This window comes from Dysosmobacter sp. Sow4_B12 (assembly GCF_052116665.1).
Classification (GTDB): domain Bacteria; phylum Bacillota; class Clostridia; order Oscillospirales; family Oscillospiraceae; genus Oscillibacter.
Map to the genome: position 1 here is coordinate 67,395 of NZ_JBQKKR010000010.1, position 14,026 is coordinate 81,420.

The 14,026-nt window shown below is 65.0% G+C and carries 14 protein-coding genes and 1 pseudogene; all 15 read left to right on the plus strand.

The features are described from left to right. Nucleotides 1-9: 9 nt before the first annotated feature. The 15 genes and pseudogenes from ACTQ4R_RS09710 (at nucleotide 10) to ACTQ4R_RS09780 (ending at nucleotide 13,881) form a co-directional block, all read left to right on the plus strand. Nucleotides 10-504 carry a hypothetical protein gene (locus ACTQ4R_RS09710; RefSeq protein WP_441628167.1) on the plus strand — a complete coding sequence of 165 codons (495 nt, stop codon included), beginning with the start codon at nucleotides 10-12 and terminating at the stop codon, nucleotides 502-504. Between the two features lie 28 nt (nucleotides 505-532). Beyond that, on the plus strand, nucleotides 533-1,444 hold the full coding sequence (locus ACTQ4R_RS09715; protein WP_441628169.1) for an AEC family transporter: 912 nt from the start codon (nucleotides 533-535) through the stop codon (nucleotides 1,442-1,444). Between the two features lie 28 nt (nucleotides 1,445-1,472). Beyond that, nucleotides 1,473-3,431, plus strand: coding sequence for a DNA mismatch repair endonuclease MutL (gene mutL / locus ACTQ4R_RS09720; protein ID WP_441628171.1), 1,959 nt, complete (start codon nucleotides 1,473-1,475; stop codon nucleotides 3,429-3,431). Nucleotides 3,432-3,673: 242 nt separating this feature from the next. Then, complete coding sequence (locus ACTQ4R_RS09725; protein WP_441628173.1) at nucleotides 3,674-4,261, plus strand: NAD(P)H-dependent oxidoreductase; 588 nt, start codon at nucleotides 3,674-3,676, stop codon at nucleotides 4,259-4,261. Between the two features lie 18 nt (nucleotides 4,262-4,279). Then, nucleotides 4,280-5,230, plus strand: coding sequence for a tRNA (adenosine(37)-N6)-dimethylallyltransferase MiaA (gene miaA / locus ACTQ4R_RS09730; RefSeq protein WP_441628175.1), 951 nt, complete (start codon nucleotides 4,280-4,282; stop codon nucleotides 5,228-5,230). A 57-nt stretch (nucleotides 5,231-5,287) separates the two neighbouring features. Continuing rightward, the gene (gene hfq / locus ACTQ4R_RS09735; protein ID WP_441628177.1) at nucleotides 5,288-5,539 is read left to right on the plus strand and encodes an RNA chaperone Hfq; all 252 of its coding nucleotides are present in this window, start codon (nucleotides 5,288-5,290) and stop codon (nucleotides 5,537-5,539) included. A 124-nt stretch (nucleotides 5,540-5,663) separates the two neighbouring features. Next, nucleotides 5,664-5,747 (plus strand): annotated as a pseudogene (locus tag ACTQ4R_RS09740) (RNA chaperone Hfq); the annotation flags it as partial. Nucleotides 5,748-5,792: 45 nt separating this feature from the next. Then, nucleotides 5,793-7,052 (plus strand): HlyD family efflux transporter periplasmic adaptor subunit, encoded by a 1,260-nt coding sequence (locus tag ACTQ4R_RS09745; protein WP_441628179.1) that lies wholly within the window; start codon nucleotides 5,793-5,795, stop codon nucleotides 7,050-7,052. A gap of 32 nt (nucleotides 7,053-7,084) precedes the next feature. Beyond that, a complete protein-coding gene (locus tag ACTQ4R_RS09750; protein ID WP_441628181.1) occupies nucleotides 7,085-7,780 on the plus strand; it encodes a YggS family pyridoxal phosphate-dependent enzyme in 696 nt (231 codons plus the stop codon). 26 nt (nucleotides 7,781-7,806) lie between these two features. Next, nucleotides 7,807-8,244, plus strand: a complete 438-nt coding sequence (locus tag ACTQ4R_RS09755) for a cell division protein SepF (protein WP_441628183.1) — start codon at nucleotides 7,807-7,809, stop codon at nucleotides 8,242-8,244. Nucleotides 8,245-8,279: 35 nt separating this feature from the next. Beyond that, entirely contained in the window at nucleotides 8,280-8,975 is a 696-nt protein-coding gene (locus tag ACTQ4R_RS09760) for a DivIVA domain-containing protein (RefSeq protein WP_441628185.1), read from the plus strand. A 50-nt stretch (nucleotides 8,976-9,025) separates the two neighbouring features. Beyond that, nucleotides 9,026-9,907 carry an HAD family hydrolase gene (locus ACTQ4R_RS09765; RefSeq protein WP_441628187.1) on the plus strand — a complete coding sequence of 294 codons (882 nt, stop codon included), beginning with the start codon at nucleotides 9,026-9,028 and terminating at the stop codon, nucleotides 9,905-9,907. Between the two features lie 762 nt (nucleotides 9,908-10,669). Then, nucleotides 10,670-11,353: a helix-turn-helix domain-containing protein gene (locus tag ACTQ4R_RS09770; protein ID WP_441628189.1), complete on the plus strand. Its 684-nt coding sequence runs from the start codon at nucleotides 10,670-10,672 to the stop codon at nucleotides 11,351-11,353. Between the two features lies 1 nt (nucleotide 11,354). Then, the gene (locus ACTQ4R_RS09775; protein WP_441628191.1) at nucleotides 11,355-12,782 is read left to right on the plus strand and encodes an MBOAT family O-acyltransferase; all 1,428 of its coding nucleotides are present in this window, start codon (nucleotides 11,355-11,357) and stop codon (nucleotides 12,780-12,782) included. 10 nt (nucleotides 12,783-12,792) lie between these two features. Further along, a complete protein-coding gene (locus ACTQ4R_RS09780) occupies nucleotides 12,793-13,881 on the plus strand; it encodes a hypothetical protein (RefSeq protein WP_441628193.1) in 1,089 nt (362 codons plus the stop codon). Nucleotides 13,882-14,026: the final 145 nt, after the last annotated feature.

Below are 14,026 nucleotides of genomic sequence, written 5' to 3' on the forward strand. Positions count from 1 at the left end.
GGAGAAGCTATGACGGGTGAGTTGATTTTGGAAAACAGCGGCTGGAAGCGCCGCCTGCCGGCGATGGCCGCCACGGCGGTGGCCGAGGCGGCGGTGGTGTGGCCCGCCGTGGCGCTGATGCTGCGGCGGGGCGTCCACGGCCTCATGCTGCAGATCTCCACCGGCGTGCTGGTGCTGGTGCTGTGGTGGGCGCTGTATCCCGTTTTGAGCCGCGCTTTCTCCAAAGGCAAGGACAGCGGCCGTGTCCGCTGGACGCTGACGGAGGAGCAGCTGACCATCGGGGACGATGTGATCTGCCTGGACACGGTGAAAACGGTCCACTGCTGGACCAACCGCAGCGCTCTGGGCACCGCCGACGGCGGGTTGACCGTCAACATCGAGACCAGCGGCAAAAACCGGGTGCTGCGCTCCCTGCGCGCCGGGGAGGAGGCGGCGGAGTCCGAGCGGCTGCTGCGGGAACTGGTGACGGCCCTGGGCTACGGAGCCCGCCTGCCGGAACAATGACCAAAGAGAAAAAGGAAGACCGCGTTTCATGAGTTTTTTTGATACCTTCAGCCAGATGCTGGTGATCCTGTTCGCCATCGTCGTGGGCTTTGCCGCCAACCGCCTGGGCTTTCTGGACGGTCCCACCAACCAGAAGATCTCCCAGCTGCTTTTGAACTTCACCACCCCCGCCCTCATCGTGGCATCGGTCCTCACCGGGGAGACGCTGCCGGAATTGGCGGAGATCCTGTCTGTTTTGAAGGTAGCCGCGCTTTTTTACGGGTTGGAGGGGCTGTTCGTTTTGGCGGTGCCGCCGCTTCTGGGCGGTACGCCGGGGCAAAAAGGCGTGTGGCGCTATACCCTGGGCTTTCCCAACGTGGGCTACATCGGTTTTCCCGTGGCGGTGGCCCTGTTCGGGCAGGGCGCCACGTTTTACGCCGCCATCCTGGCCCTGCCCTTCAACTTGCTGACCTTTACCCTGGGACCTTTGCTGCTGGGAGGCGGCGCCCGCTTTCACTGGAAGCAGCTGGTCTCTCCCTGCACCTGCGCCTCCGTGCTGGCCCTGGCCCTGGCGCTGACCCGCCTGCGTCCCCCCGCCCTGGTGGGGGAGATGCTGGGCTTTGTGGGCGATCTGACGGTGCCCCTGGCCTTGGTGCTGGTGGGTTCACTGCTGGCCGCCATCCCGGCAAAGCGGGTGCTGGGCGGCGTTCGGGTGTGGGTTCTGGCCGCCCTGCGGCTGCTGGCGGAGCCGGCGGCGCTGTGGCTGGTGCTGCGGCCCATGGGCATTGACCCCCTGGTCATGGGCATCGCCGTCACCCAGATGGCCATGCCCACCGCCGTCAACGGCACGCTTTTGTGCATGGCCTGCGGCGGCGACAGCGAGGCCATGGCCCAGATCACCTTTATGACTACCCTGGGCTCCATCGTTACCATTCCGCTGGTGGCGGCCCTGCTGCTGTAACGGCTCTGCGCGCGAAAGGAAGGACGATATGCCTCACATCCAACAATTAGACCCCCATGTGGCGGACCTCATCGCCGCCGGCGAGGTGGTGGAGCGGCCCGCCAGCGTGGTGAAGGAGCTGGTGGAAAACACCATTGACGCCGGGGCCTCCGCTGTGGTGGTGGAGATCCAGCGGGGCGGCATGGGCCTTATCCGGGTGACGGACAACGGCTGCGGCATCGCTCCGGAGGAGCTGCCCACTGCCTTCCTCCGCCACGCCACCAGCAAGCTCCGCAGCCAGGAGGACCTGGGCAGGATCGGCACCCTGGGCTTCCGGGGGGAGGCCCTGGCGGCCATCTCCGCTGTCAGCCGGGTGGACATCCTCACCCGCCGTCCCGGCACGGCCCTGGGAGCCCGCCTCCACCTGGAGGGCGGCGCTGCCGGAGCGGTGGAGGAGGCCGGCGCCCCGGAGGGCACCACCATTGTGGTGCGGGACCTGTTTTACAACACCCCCGCCCGGTTAAAATTCATGCGGAAGGACAGCGCCGAGACGGCGGCGGTCAGCGGCCTCATGCAGCATCTGGCCCTGTCCCATCCCGATATTTCCTTCAAATTCATCAAGGACGGCGCCGAGGCCCTCCACACCCCCGGCGACGGGAAGCTGGAATCCGCCGTGTACGCGGCCCTGGGCCGGGACTTTGCCCGGAGCCTGGTGCCGGTGGAGGGCCGGGGCGGCGAGGCCGCCGTCACCGGCTTTGTCACCAAACCTCTGATGGGCCGGGGCTCCAGGTCCATGCAGGTGTTTTTCGTCAACGGCCGGTTCATCAAGTCCCAGCTGCTGACGGCGGCCCTGGAGGAGGGCTACCGCAACCAGATCATGAAGGGGAAATTCCCCGGCTGCGTGCTGTCCGTCACCCTGCCGGTGACGGCGGTGGACGTGAACGTGCACCCCGCCAAGACCCAGGTGAAGTTCGCCCGGGAGCGGGAGGTGTTCGACGCCGTGTACCACACGGTGCTGGACTGCCTGGACCGGGACGGAGCGCCCGCTCCGGCGCCCAAGCCGGCGGGGGAGACGGTGAACCCCCGGCAGGATTTCTTCCAGTCCATGGACGCCAAGAGCTTCCGTCAGCGGGCGGAGGCGCCTGCCTCCAAGCCCGCCGTGCCGCGGCCCCAGACCCGCCCGGCGGCGCCTGCCCGGCCCGTCTTTGACAGCGAGGCCGCCCGGCGGCTGGAGTGGGTGGCCGACAGCGCCCCGGAAAAGCAGCCCTACCGGACGGCCTTCCGCCCGGTGGAAAAGGTGTCCATCGGCAAGCCGCCCGCCTCCGTGGCGGAGGCTCCCCAAAAAGCGGAGAAAGCGGAGAAGCCGCCACGTCCCTTTGTGCCGGCCATTCCCCGGCAGCAGACGTTGGACCTGTCGGAGCAGCAGACCATCGAGCCGCCCAAGGAGGCCCCCTGGCGCATCGCCGGGGAGATTCTGCACACGTACATCGTCTGCGAGAGCGGGGAGGGCTGCGTCTGGCTCATTGACAAGCACGCCGCCCACGAGCGGATGAACTTCGACCGGCTCAAGGCCGCCCAGGAGCCGCCCATGCGCCAGGCGCTGCTCCAGCCGGTGGCGGCGGAGCTGGGCCGGGAGGACGCGGCGCTGCTGCTGGAGAACCTGGAGACCCTGGAGCAGCTGGGCTTTTCCTGCGAGGATTTCGGCGACGGCACCGTCCTGGTGCGGGAGGTCCCGGCGGATATGGACGCGGCGGATACCGCCGCCACGCTGGAGGAGCTGGCGGAAAAGCTGCGGACCGGCCGGTCCCCCGCCGAAAAGCGGGAGGGCCTGCTGCACACCATGGCCTGCAAGGCCGCCATCAAGGGCGGCTGGACCAGCGACCCGGCGGAGCTGCGGGTGCTGGTGGACAAGGTGCAGAGCGGGGAAGTCAAATACTGTCCCCACGGCCGCCCGGTGGCGGTGAAGCTCACCAGATACGAGCTTGAGAAGATGTTCAAGCGGGCCTGAAAGGCCGGAGGTCCGGCGGCCGCGGGGGCCCCGGAGTGGGACTCAAATCGTCCGGAGTGAATCCGTCCGATTTCAAGGTTTTGCCCAAGGGCAAAACACTTGACGCGGCAAAAGCCGCGGGGCCGCCCGGTGGCGGTGAAGCTCACCAGGTACGAGCTTGAGAAGATGTTCAAGCGGGCCTAAAAAAGCGCATCCCCTATGTCGGGTATCTATACAGCTGTGCTATGAAGGAGGAGACTGCTATGTTATTGTTCGTGGATTGCTGCATCAGCCACCGGGGAGACCGTTCCCGCAGCCATGCCCTGTGCCAGGCGTTCCTGGAGGAGTTCAAGCGCACCCATCCGGCGGTGGACATCGAAACGGTGAACCTCCAGCGCATGGGCCTCCAGCCCTTCGACCAGTTCGCCACCGATGACCGCAACGCCCTGCGGAACGTACGCTCCTTTGACTCCCCTGTTTTCAAGCTGGCCCGCCAGTTCAAGCGGGCGGACCAGATCGTCATCGGCGCGCCTTTGCGGGACCTGACGTTCCCGGCCATGCTGCGGGTGTACATCGAGTACATCTGCGTCCGGGAGGTCACATACCACTACGAGGGGCAGACCTGCGTGGGCGACTGCATGGCCACGAAGCTGGCCTACCTCACCGTCAGCGGCGGCCCGGAGCCGGAGGAGAACCTGGGCGTGGAGTACTGGCGGCAGCTGTGTGAGCGGTTCGGCATCCGGCAGTTCGACCACGTGGCCGCCTACGGCCTGGACTTCGCGCCGGAGCGGACCGGGGAGATCATGGCCGAGGCCTGCGAAAAGGCCCGGGCCCTGGCGAGAAGCTACTGAGCGAAAAGGAGGATGGCCATGGCGCCGAGGATCGTATGCGTGGTGGGACCCACCGCCTGCGGAAAAACCACACTGGGGGTCCTGCTTGCCAAGCGGTTTGACGGAGAGGTGGTCTCCGCCGACTCCATGCAGATCTACCGGGGCATGACCATCGGCACCGCCGCCCCCAGGTTGGCGGAGATGGACGGCGTGCCCCACCACATGGTGGCGGTGGCGGACCCGGCGGAGCAGTGGTCCGCCGCCCGGTATGCCGAAAGCGCCATCCCCGTCATCGACGACATCCTGGCCCGGGGAAAGCTTCCCATCCTGGTGGGGGGCACGGGGCTGTGGCTGGACGCGGTGGTGCGGGGCCACGGCTTCGCCGGCGGCCACGCCGGGGGCGAGGTGCGCAGGACGCTGCAAAAGCGGCTGGCGGAAGAGGGCATCGAGCCGCTGCTGATGGAGCTGCGGCAGGTGGACCCCGCGGCGGCGGAGCGGCTCCACCCCGCCGATGAAAAGCGCATCCTCCGGGCATTGGAGGTGTGGCTGGAGACGGGCAAGACCATCACCGCCCACAACGAGGAGACGAAGCGCCTGCCCTCCCGGTATGACGCTGTGTGGATCGGATTGCGCTTTGCGGACCGGGAGGACATGAAGGCCCTCATTGACCGGCGGGTGGACGTGATGGTGGAGGAGGGGCTTTTAGACGAGGTGCGGGGACTGCTGGAAAGCGGCCTGCCCCGGGATGCCACGGCCCTCCAGGCCATCGGCTACAAGGAGTTTCTGGGAGTTTTGGACGGCTCCGCCACGGAGGCGGAGGCCATCGCGGAGGTGAAGCTCCGCTCCCGGCAGTACGCCAAGCGCCAGCTGACCTGGCTGCGGCGGAAGACGGACATCCACTGGATCGAGTGGGAAAAAGAACGGGATTTTGGCCGTGCCTTACAGGTTTCGACGGAAATCCTAACCGCCGCGGGGGTATCCTACCCTTAGGCGGACGGAAAAACATGGAAAACGTCCGGCCAAACAGAAAAAAGGAGCGGACATACCATGTTGACAAAAGCAAATTTACAGGATCTTTTTTTGCTGCGGGCCCGGCGGGAGGCCCTGCCGGTGACGCTGTTTTTGATGAACGGCTTCCAGATGCGGGGCGTCATCACCGGCTTCGACGCCTTCGTCGTGGTGCTGGACTCCGACGGCAAGCAGCAGGTGGTTTACAAGCACGCCATTTCCACCATCGCGCCTGTGCGCCCGGTGGACTTGACGGAAGAAGCGGACTTGCCGTCGGGCGAAGGTCAGTGAGCCGCCGCGAAAGCGGCGCCAAGCGGTTTGCCGGAGGCAAACCCTTGAAATCGGCCGGATTCACTCCGGACGATTTGCGTGAAATAGCGGGGCCCCCACGCCATGCGGAGCATGGAGTGGGGAAGCCAAGCAGCAGGCGGTCTACAAACACGCCATCTCCACCATCGCGCCTGTGCGCCCGGTGGACCTGACACAAGACGATCCATGACCGCGCCCGGCACCGGCCCGGGTGCGCACACGAGGTACATTCCCTATGAAAAACAGCTCTTTCGCGACAAAATGCCTGCTTCTGGCGGTGACGCTGGGAGTTTTGGCCTATTTCGGCATCCAGGGCCTGGACTATCTCAGCGACCCCTTGACCACCACCCTGGCCTACAACTACCAGGTGGAGGAGGGGACGGACCTCAGCGGCTATGTGGTGCGGGAGGAGCGGGTGCTGGCGGATGACGCCGGCGGCCTGCTGCGGCTGCAGCGGTCGGAGGGGGAGCGGGTCAGCGCCGGCGGCACCGTGGCCCTGGTGTACGCCGACCAGACATCCCTGGACCGCCAGCAGGAGATCGACGAGCTGACGGGCCGCATCGACCAGCTGCAGTTCGCCCAGGAGGCGTCGGTGGGGTCCGAGGTGCTTTTGAAGCTGGACGCCCAGATCATGCGGAGCCTGCTGGCCTACCGCTCAGAGCTGGCGGCGGGCCGGCTGGACAACGCCGAGGAGCATGAGACAGAGCTGAGGTCCCTGGTGCTGAAGCGGGATTACACCAATTCCGACAGCGAGGACCTGTCCGGCCAGATCGCGGAGCTCCAGGGCCGGCTGAAGGAGCTGAAGGCCCAGGCCGCCTCCTCCGTCCGCCGCGTCACGGCGCCGGTGTCGGGCCTGTACTCCGCCGTGGTGGACGGCTATGAGACCGTTCTGACGCCGGACGCCCTGGCGGATATGACGCCCTCGCAGCTCAACACCGTCAAAGCGGATGAGACCGTCGCCTCCCAGACCGGCAAGCTCATCCTGGGGGACTGCTGGTACTACGCCGTCACCATGTCCGCCGAGCAGACCGAGGCCCTCCGGGACGCCGGCGGCTCCATGACGCTGCGCTTTGCCAAGGGCGTGGAGCAGGACCAGACGGTCACGCTGTACGCCGTGGGACCGGAGGAGCAGGGCCGGGTGGTGGTGACCTTCCGGGGCGAGTATAACCTGGCCCAGCTGACACTGCTGCGCCGGCAGAGTGCCCAGCTCATCCGCCGGACCGTGGCCGGCATCCGGGTGCCCAACGAGGCCCTGCGGGCCGCCAGCACCAAGGTGGACCAGGAGGGGAACCGCACCACGGCGGAGGGCCTGGGCGTGTACTGCGTGGTGGGCATGGAGGCCCGGTTCAAGCCTGTGGAGGTGGTGTACAGCGGCGACGGCTTTGTGCTGGTGCGGTCCGCGGCAGCCTCCGACCAGGAGAGCCTGCGGCTGCGCCCCGGCGACGAGATCATCATCAGCGCGAAGGACCTTTACGACGGAAAAGTCGTGGGATAATACAGAGAAAACGACAAAAGGAAGTAAGAGACATGTCTATTGCAGAGAATATCGCCCTTGTCCGGGCCAACATCGCCCAGGCCTGCGCCCAGGCGGGCCGCTCTCCGGAGGAGATCACCCTGGTGGGCGCCAGCAAGATGAACGACGTCGCCGCCTGCCGGGAGGCCATCGCCGCCGGCATCGACGCCCTGGGGGAAAACCGCGTCCAGGAGATGACGGCCAAGCTGGCGGAGAACGCCTATGACGGCGCGCCGCTGCACTTCATCGGCCACCTGCAGCGCAACAAGGTCAAGCAAGTGGTGGGCAAGGTGGCCCTCATCCAGTCCGTGGGCTCCTTGGAGCTGCTGGAGGAGATCGAGAAGGTGGCCGCCGCCCGGGAGCTGGTCCAGGACATTTTGCTGGAGGTGAACATCGGCCGGGAGGAGGCCAAGAGCGGCTTCGACCCGGCGGAGGTGGCCGCCGCGGCGGAGACGGCTCTCGCCCGTCCCCACGTCCGGGTGCGGGGCCTCATGACCATTCCTCCCGCCGACGCGGACCGGGACACTAATATGCGGTATTTTCAGGAAGTCCAGGCACTTTATGTTGACATCAATACAAAATTGTTCCATAATGAGTTAAAGTGTCTCTCCATGGGCATGAGCGGTGACTATATGGATGCCATCCGCTGCGGCGCTACCATGGTCCGGGTGGGCACCGCCATTTTCGGCGCCCGCCACTACAACATCTGAAAACGCTCCAGACAGGAGGCTTTGCCATGAGCATCATTGACGAACTGAAAAAGTGGACCCACCCCTACGAGGATGAGGATGAGGAGTTTGACGACTTTGAGGAGACGTCCCACCGGGAGCCTGCCTTCGACGACCGGAAGGCCCGGGTGGAGGACCGCCGCAACAAGGTGGTGAACATCCACGCCACCACCCAGCTGAAGGTGGTGCTGGTGAAGCCGGAGCGGTTTGAAAACGCCTCTGAGATCGCGGACCACCTGAAAGACAAGCGGACCGTGGTGCTGAACCTGGAGTCCACCAACAAGGACATCGCCCGCCGCCTCATCGACTTTTTGTCCGGCGTGGCATACGCCGGCGAGGGCAAGATCAAGAAGGTGGCTGCCAATACATACCTCATCACGCCCTATTCCGTGGACATCGAGGGCGATCTCATCGACGAGCTGGAAAACAACGGCCTCTATTTCTGAGAGGATAGAGATAGCGAACAGGGGGATTTTGCGTTATGCTGACACCGCAGGAAGTTTCGACCCACGCCTTCACCAAGGCGGTGATGGGCGGCTACAATATGGCCATGGTGGATGAGTTTCTGGACGAGCTCACCGACGATTACACGGCGCTGTACAAGGAAAACGCCGCGCTGAAGGCCAAGCTGAAGGTACTGGTGGAAAAGGTGGAGGATTACCGCGCCACGGAGGATTCCATGCGGGCCACCCTGCTGACCGCCCAGAAGATGGCGGACTCCATCGTCCGGGAGGCGGAGGCCAAGCGGGACGAGATCATGGCCCAGGCGGAGACCCAGGCCCAGGAGAAGATCGCCCAGCTGCGCCGGGAGATCGGCGAGTCGGAGGACCGCCTGCGCCAGGGCCAGCAGGAGCTGGCGAAGTTCATCGCCTCCAGCCGGGACATCTGCAGCCAGCAGCTGGCCTATCTGGACCAGCTGCCCCAGTTGCCGGTGGAGCAGCCCACCGCCGTCCCCGCCGAGGAGAAGGCCCAGGAGATCGAGGAAAACGTCCTGGCCGCCTTTGCCCGGCAGGACGCGGAGGAGGAGACCGAAGAGAGCGCGGAGGAGCCCGCCCCGGCGGACGACTATCCCGAGGGCGATCCCTTTGCCCGGGAGGAGCCGGAGGAGGTCTCCGAGCCCACCCGCCGCCTCAATCTCAACGACTTGAAATTCGGCCGCAACTATAAGGGCGAATAAATCACGAAAAGCGGCTCAATACGAGCCGCTTTTTTCACAGGAGGACACACATGGACAAGCAGCGGCCCATCGTGGCGTTTTTATACGACTTTGACAAGACCCTCTGCACCACGGACATGGAGGACTACGCCTTCATCCCCCGCCTGGGCATGACGCCCCGGGAGTTCTGGTCCAAGGCCAACGGCTTCGGCCACGCCAACCGCATGGACGGCATCCTGGCCTATATGTACACCATGATCCGGGAGTCGGAACAGCGGGACCTGCCCTTCACCCGGGAGAGCCTGCGGGAGATGGGCCGGGACATCGTGCTGTTCCCCGGCGTGCGGGAGTGGTTCGGCCGCATCAACGCCTTCGGCGACAGCCAGGGGGTCCAGGTGGAGCACTACATCATCTCCTCCGGCCTGCGGGAGATCATTGAGGGCTCCGCCATCAGCGGCGAATTCAAGGAGATCTACGCCAGCGAGTTTTACTACGACGGGGCGGGCAAGCCCGTCTGGCCCAAGCTGACGGTGAATTTCACCGCCAAGACCCAGTTCGTCTACCGCATCAACAAGGGCGTGCTGGATGTGTCCGACGACAAGACCCTCAACGACTCCATGCCCGATGACAGCAAGCGGGTGCCCTTCACCAACATGGTCTACATGGGGGACGGCCTTTCCGACGTGCCCTGCATGAAGATGATGCGGGCCTACGGCGGTCAGGCCATCGCCGTGTACCAGGAGAGCAACCGCGTGGGCGTGGAGGACCTGCTGGCCAAGGGGCGGGTGGACTTCATCTTCCCGGCGGACTATTCCGAGGGCACCGCCCTGGACCAGACGGTGAAGAACATCATCCGGAAAATGGCCATCGCCGACCGGCTGTGGAACGAGAACGTCCAGCAGCTGCGCACCATCGGCGGCGACGTGCTGCCGGACCAGGTGGGGCTGTTTTAAAAGAGGGGGCTGCCGGTGGGGCGGCCCTTCTTTCTTTTGGGGGGACACCTCGAGGGAGGTGAGCAGATGCGACCCATTTCTCTCGCCGAGAGAAACGGGTCGCCCCCAAAGAGAGGCCAGGGGGAAACCCTTTCGGCTGGGTTTCCCCCTGGATCCCTTTCCTGAACGACCAGAAGGAAGGGGCTGCGGCCCCTTCCTTTGGAATCCATCCCCGGGAGCGGCAGCGGGAAGAGAGGCAGGGCGCATTGACAAGCACCCCGGAATGAGATGTTACGTCACAACTTGCGGCATAAGCGTGGGTGGCGAGGCGTGTTGCAGCGCACTCGGATGGAGCTGGGCAAATCTGCGGAAAGCTGGCTATCAGCCGCCGCATTCCCAAACTTGCCCGGACGGGCAAGTTTGGACGAAAAGCGTTTTTCTTTTGGACCGTGCACGGCCTGCCAAGGTGAGCCGCGCAGCGGCGAGAAGGCCCTCTGGAGGGTTTTCTTTGGCAAGACCAACGGGGCCCCCGCGAAAACCCAGCGAAGCGGTTTTCGTGGGGAGAGGAGAAAGAAGCGGAGCGGTACGAGTCCTGCCATTTAGGCAGGGCGAGTGTAGCGCAGCTTCTTTCGACGACAATGGGGGGTGCAATGCCTGCGTCCATCGACGCATTCCTCGCATGGAAACCAGGCAAATTTCCCCCAAAATCTATTTACATTCCGTATCCTTTTTGCTAAACTATACCCTGCGTATAAAAAACCCTTGCTTTAAAGGAGAAAGACCATGGCTTCCACATCTGAATTTTCCCGCACCCTGTCCCTGCTGCGGCAGGAGCGGGGCGTATCCCAGCGCACCGCCGCCAGCGACCTGGGCATTTCCCAGGCCCTTTTGAGCCACTACGAAAACGGCATCCGGGAACCGGGCCTTTCCTTCGTGGTGAAGGCCTGCGACTACTACCATGTCTCCGCAGACTTCATCCTGGGCCGCACGCTGTCCCGGGACGGCAGCATGCTCAGCTCCGAGGAGGTGCTGGAGGCGGCGGAGCCCGGCAACATCCTCCAGGGCAGCGTCCTGGCGACGCTCCAGAGCAAGCTCCTCTCCGGCGCCGTGGGGGTGCTGTTCGGCCTGCTGGGCAAGCTGGGGGACAAGACCGCCATCAACACGGCGGCGGCCTACCTGGGTGGCGCCGTGTATCAGCTCTACCGCCACCTGTACCGTGCCGCCGGGGCCAACGAGGCCTATTTCGCCCTGGACCCTGCCGCCTGTACCATGGGCACCGCCGACGCGGACATGAAGCTGGAAGAGGTCCGTTACGCCCGGGCTTTGCGGGCCCAGGCCGCCAAAAAGGCGGAGTTCCCGGACTTGTCTCCGGAGGCGCTGACCGCCGGCTATCCCGGCCGCTGCCAAAGCCTGACCCAGGTGCTCAGCACCGCTGACGCCCGGCTGAACGCCTTGACGGAGAAGTGACATGAGCTTTCAGTCTCTGGCCTTTCTGGCCTTTTTGGCAGTCACCGTGCCCGTCTGCCTGCTCTGCGCCCGGCGCAGCCGCCGGGCGGGCATGACGGCTCTGGGCATCGCCAGTCTGGTGTTTTACATGGCCGGCGGCGGGCGGGACGCCTTCGCCGTGCTTTGCGCGGGAACGCTGGTTTCCATTTGGGCGGTGCAGCGGCTGTGGCGGGAGGACAGCGCCTCCCGGCGCCGCCGGGTCCTGGCCCTGGCGGCGGGATACCACATCGCCGTGCTGCTGGTGTTCAAGTACACGGGCTTTTTCACGGGAGGACGGGTCTCCATCGGCTGGGTGCCTCTGGGATTGAGCTTTTTCACCTTTCAGCAGCTGTGGCTGCTGAAGGAGGTCTACACCGGCCAGTTCCGCCTGCGAAGCGGGGAGCTGGTGCCCCTGTACGCCTTTTTCTTTCCCACCGTCACCTCCGGCCCCATTCTGCGGCCCGGCGCCTTCTTTCCCCAGCTGACGGGGGAGAAGTTCCTGCGGCCCGACTGGGAGGACGCGGCGGCGGGACTGTACGGCATCTGCTGCGGCACTGTGAAAAAGGTGCTGCTGGCGGACCCCTTCGGCACCATCGTGAACAACGGCTGGGAGCGGCTGGGGGACCTGACGGCTCCCGGCGCCTGGATGGTGATTTTGGGCTACACCCTCCAGCTGTACTTTGACTTTTCCGGCTACTGTGACATCGCCGCCGGCTGCGCCCGGCTGCTGGGCATCCGCCTGCCGGTGAACTTTGACTCCCCCTACCGCAGCCTCTCCATCGGGGAATTCTGGAAGCGGTGGCACATCACTCTCACCACCTTCCTGCGGGAGTGCCTGTACTTCCCCCTGGGCGGCAGCAAAAAGGGCGCGGCCCGGGCGTATGTGAACATCCTCATCATTTTCCTGGTCAGCGGCTTCTGGCACGGGGCGGGGTGGACGTTCCTCTTCTGGGGACTGCTCCACGGCCTGGCCCAGGTGGCGGAGCGGCTGCTGGGGGACCGGCTGAAGCGCGTTCCCAGGCTGCTTCGCTGGTGCTTGACCTTCGCCTTTGTGAATGTGGCGTGGGTGTTTTTCCGGGCCCCGGATTTTTCCGGCGCCCTCCATCTGCTGGGCGCGGCCCTCACCGGCGTCATGGACCGGCCGGGGAGCTGGCTGCTCCACGGGGTGTTCGCCAAGGAGACCGGCGCCATCCAGATGCTGCTGCCGGCGGTGAAGCCCTGGATGGACCTTGTCCGGGCGGCGGCGCTGTACGGCGTGGGCATGCTGGTGGTGCTGCTGCCCCGGAACACGGCGGCCGCCATGGAGAAGTTCCGCCCCAAGGGGTGGCAGGGGGCGGCGCTGGCGGTGCTGACCGCCTGGGCGGTTTTGTCCTTCACCGGCATCACCACCTTCATCTATTCCAATTTCTGAAGGAGGTCCCATGAGCAACGCATATAAACGCTGGGCCTGCGGCCTCCTGGCCGTGGTCCTGGTTTTGCTGGCGGCCTGCGCCGCCGTGGTGTACACCGTGGACCCCTGCCTGTATTACCGCATGCCGGACAAGTGGCAGCCGGTGTTTTTCAGCGAGCGCTACCAGGGCGCCGGCCTTGCCAAAAACGTTCCGGCGGACACGGTGCTGGTGGGCACCTCCATGGCGGCCAACTACCGCGCCGGCGAGGTGGGGGAGACCTTCGGCGGCACCGCCGTCCGCATCACCATCCCCGACGGCTACCTCAGCGAGTTCGACCGGGTGATGGACGTGGTCTTCCGGTATCAGTCACCCAAGCGGGTGGTGTTCGCCCTGGATCTGAACATCCTGGTCCGGGACGAGAGCGGCGTCACCGGCGCCATGCCGGATTACCTGTACAATGACAATTGGCTGGATGATGCTAAGTATTTACTGAACAAGGACACCCTCTATTACAGCCTCTACGTCCTCATGGCCAACCGCTGGGGCGGCGGCGAGACCCTGGACGAGGGCTTCACCTGGGACGAGGGCATCTGGTGGAACCACATGACGGCCCTGGCGGGCTACACCCGCCCGGAGGTGGCGGAGGAGACGGCGGACACGGCCGCCTTCCGTGACCATGCCCGGCAGAACCTGGCGGTGGTGGAGAGCTGGGTCCGGGCCCATCCCGACACGGAGTTCGACATTTTCTTCCCCCCGTACAGCATCCTGTTCTGGGACAAGACCGCCCGCCTGGGTCAGACGGACGCCATGCTCGCGGCCCTGGGCCAGGCCTGCGGTACGCTTTTGAACTATGACAACGTCAAGCTTTACGGCTTTTTGATGGACCGGGAGATCGTGGAGAACCTGGACAACTACTGCGACTATGTCCACCACTCCGGCGGGGTGTGCCGCCAGGTGCTGGCGAAAATGGCTGCCGGGGAGGACCGGCTCACGGCGGAAAACACGGAAGAGGTACTCGCCAACTGGCGGGACTTTGTGGTAGACTATGATTACGACAAGTTCTGGGACGAGTCCTTCTGGTGGAAATGGAACGAGACCCATCCCGGCGTTCCCGCTTGATCTTCCCATCCCAACGGAGGTTGATGTCCTGTGGCAAAACAGCAGAACATCCGAAACTTTTCAATCATTGCCCACATTGACCTCGTCGTCGCAAAGTCCGCTTGACTCCGTTTCCGCCTGCGGCGAAAACTGCGCGCACTCCCTT

Coding starts and splice junctions, on each gene's coding strand:
- ACTQ4R_RS09745 (WP_441628179.1), top strand. CDS start 5,793: ATGAAAAACAGCTCTTTCGCGACAAAATGCCTGCTTCTGGCGGTGACG.
- ACTQ4R_RS09760 (WP_441628185.1), top strand. CDS start 8,280: ATGCTGACACCGCAGGAAGTTTCGACCCACGCCTTCACCAAGGCGGTG.
- ACTQ4R_RS09710 (WP_441628167.1), top strand. CDS start 10: ATGACGGGTGAGTTGATTTTGGAAAACAGCGGCTGGAAGCGCCGCCTG.
- mutL (WP_441628171.1), top strand. CDS start 1,473: ATGCCTCACATCCAACAATTAGACCCCCATGTGGCGGACCTCATCGCC.
- ACTQ4R_RS09755 (WP_441628183.1), top strand. CDS start 7,807: ATGAGCATCATTGACGAACTGAAAAAGTGGACCCACCCCTACGAGGAT.
- ACTQ4R_RS09715 (WP_441628169.1), top strand. CDS start 533: ATGAGTTTTTTTGATACCTTCAGCCAGATGCTGGTGATCCTGTTCGCC.
- ACTQ4R_RS09725 (WP_441628173.1), top strand. CDS start 3,674: ATGTTATTGTTCGTGGATTGCTGCATCAGCCACCGGGGAGACCGTTCC.
- miaA (WP_441628175.1), top strand. CDS start 4,280: ATGGCGCCGAGGATCGTATGCGTGGTGGGACCCACCGCCTGCGGAAAA.
- ACTQ4R_RS09765 (WP_441628187.1), top strand. CDS start 9,026: ATGGACAAGCAGCGGCCCATCGTGGCGTTTTTATACGACTTTGACAAG.
- ACTQ4R_RS09750 (WP_441628181.1), top strand. CDS start 7,085: ATGTCTATTGCAGAGAATATCGCCCTTGTCCGGGCCAACATCGCCCAG.
- ACTQ4R_RS09780 (WP_441628193.1), top strand. CDS start 12,793: ATGAGCAACGCATATAAACGCTGGGCCTGCGGCCTCCTGGCCGTGGTC.
- ACTQ4R_RS09775 (WP_441628191.1), top strand. CDS start 11,355: ATGAGCTTTCAGTCTCTGGCCTTTCTGGCCTTTTTGGCAGTCACCGTG.
- hfq (WP_441628177.1), top strand. CDS start 5,288: ATGTTGACAAAAGCAAATTTACAGGATCTTTTTTTGCTGCGGGCCCGG.
- ACTQ4R_RS09770 (WP_441628189.1), top strand. CDS start 10,670: ATGGCTTCCACATCTGAATTTTCCCGCACCCTGTCCCTGCTGCGGCAG.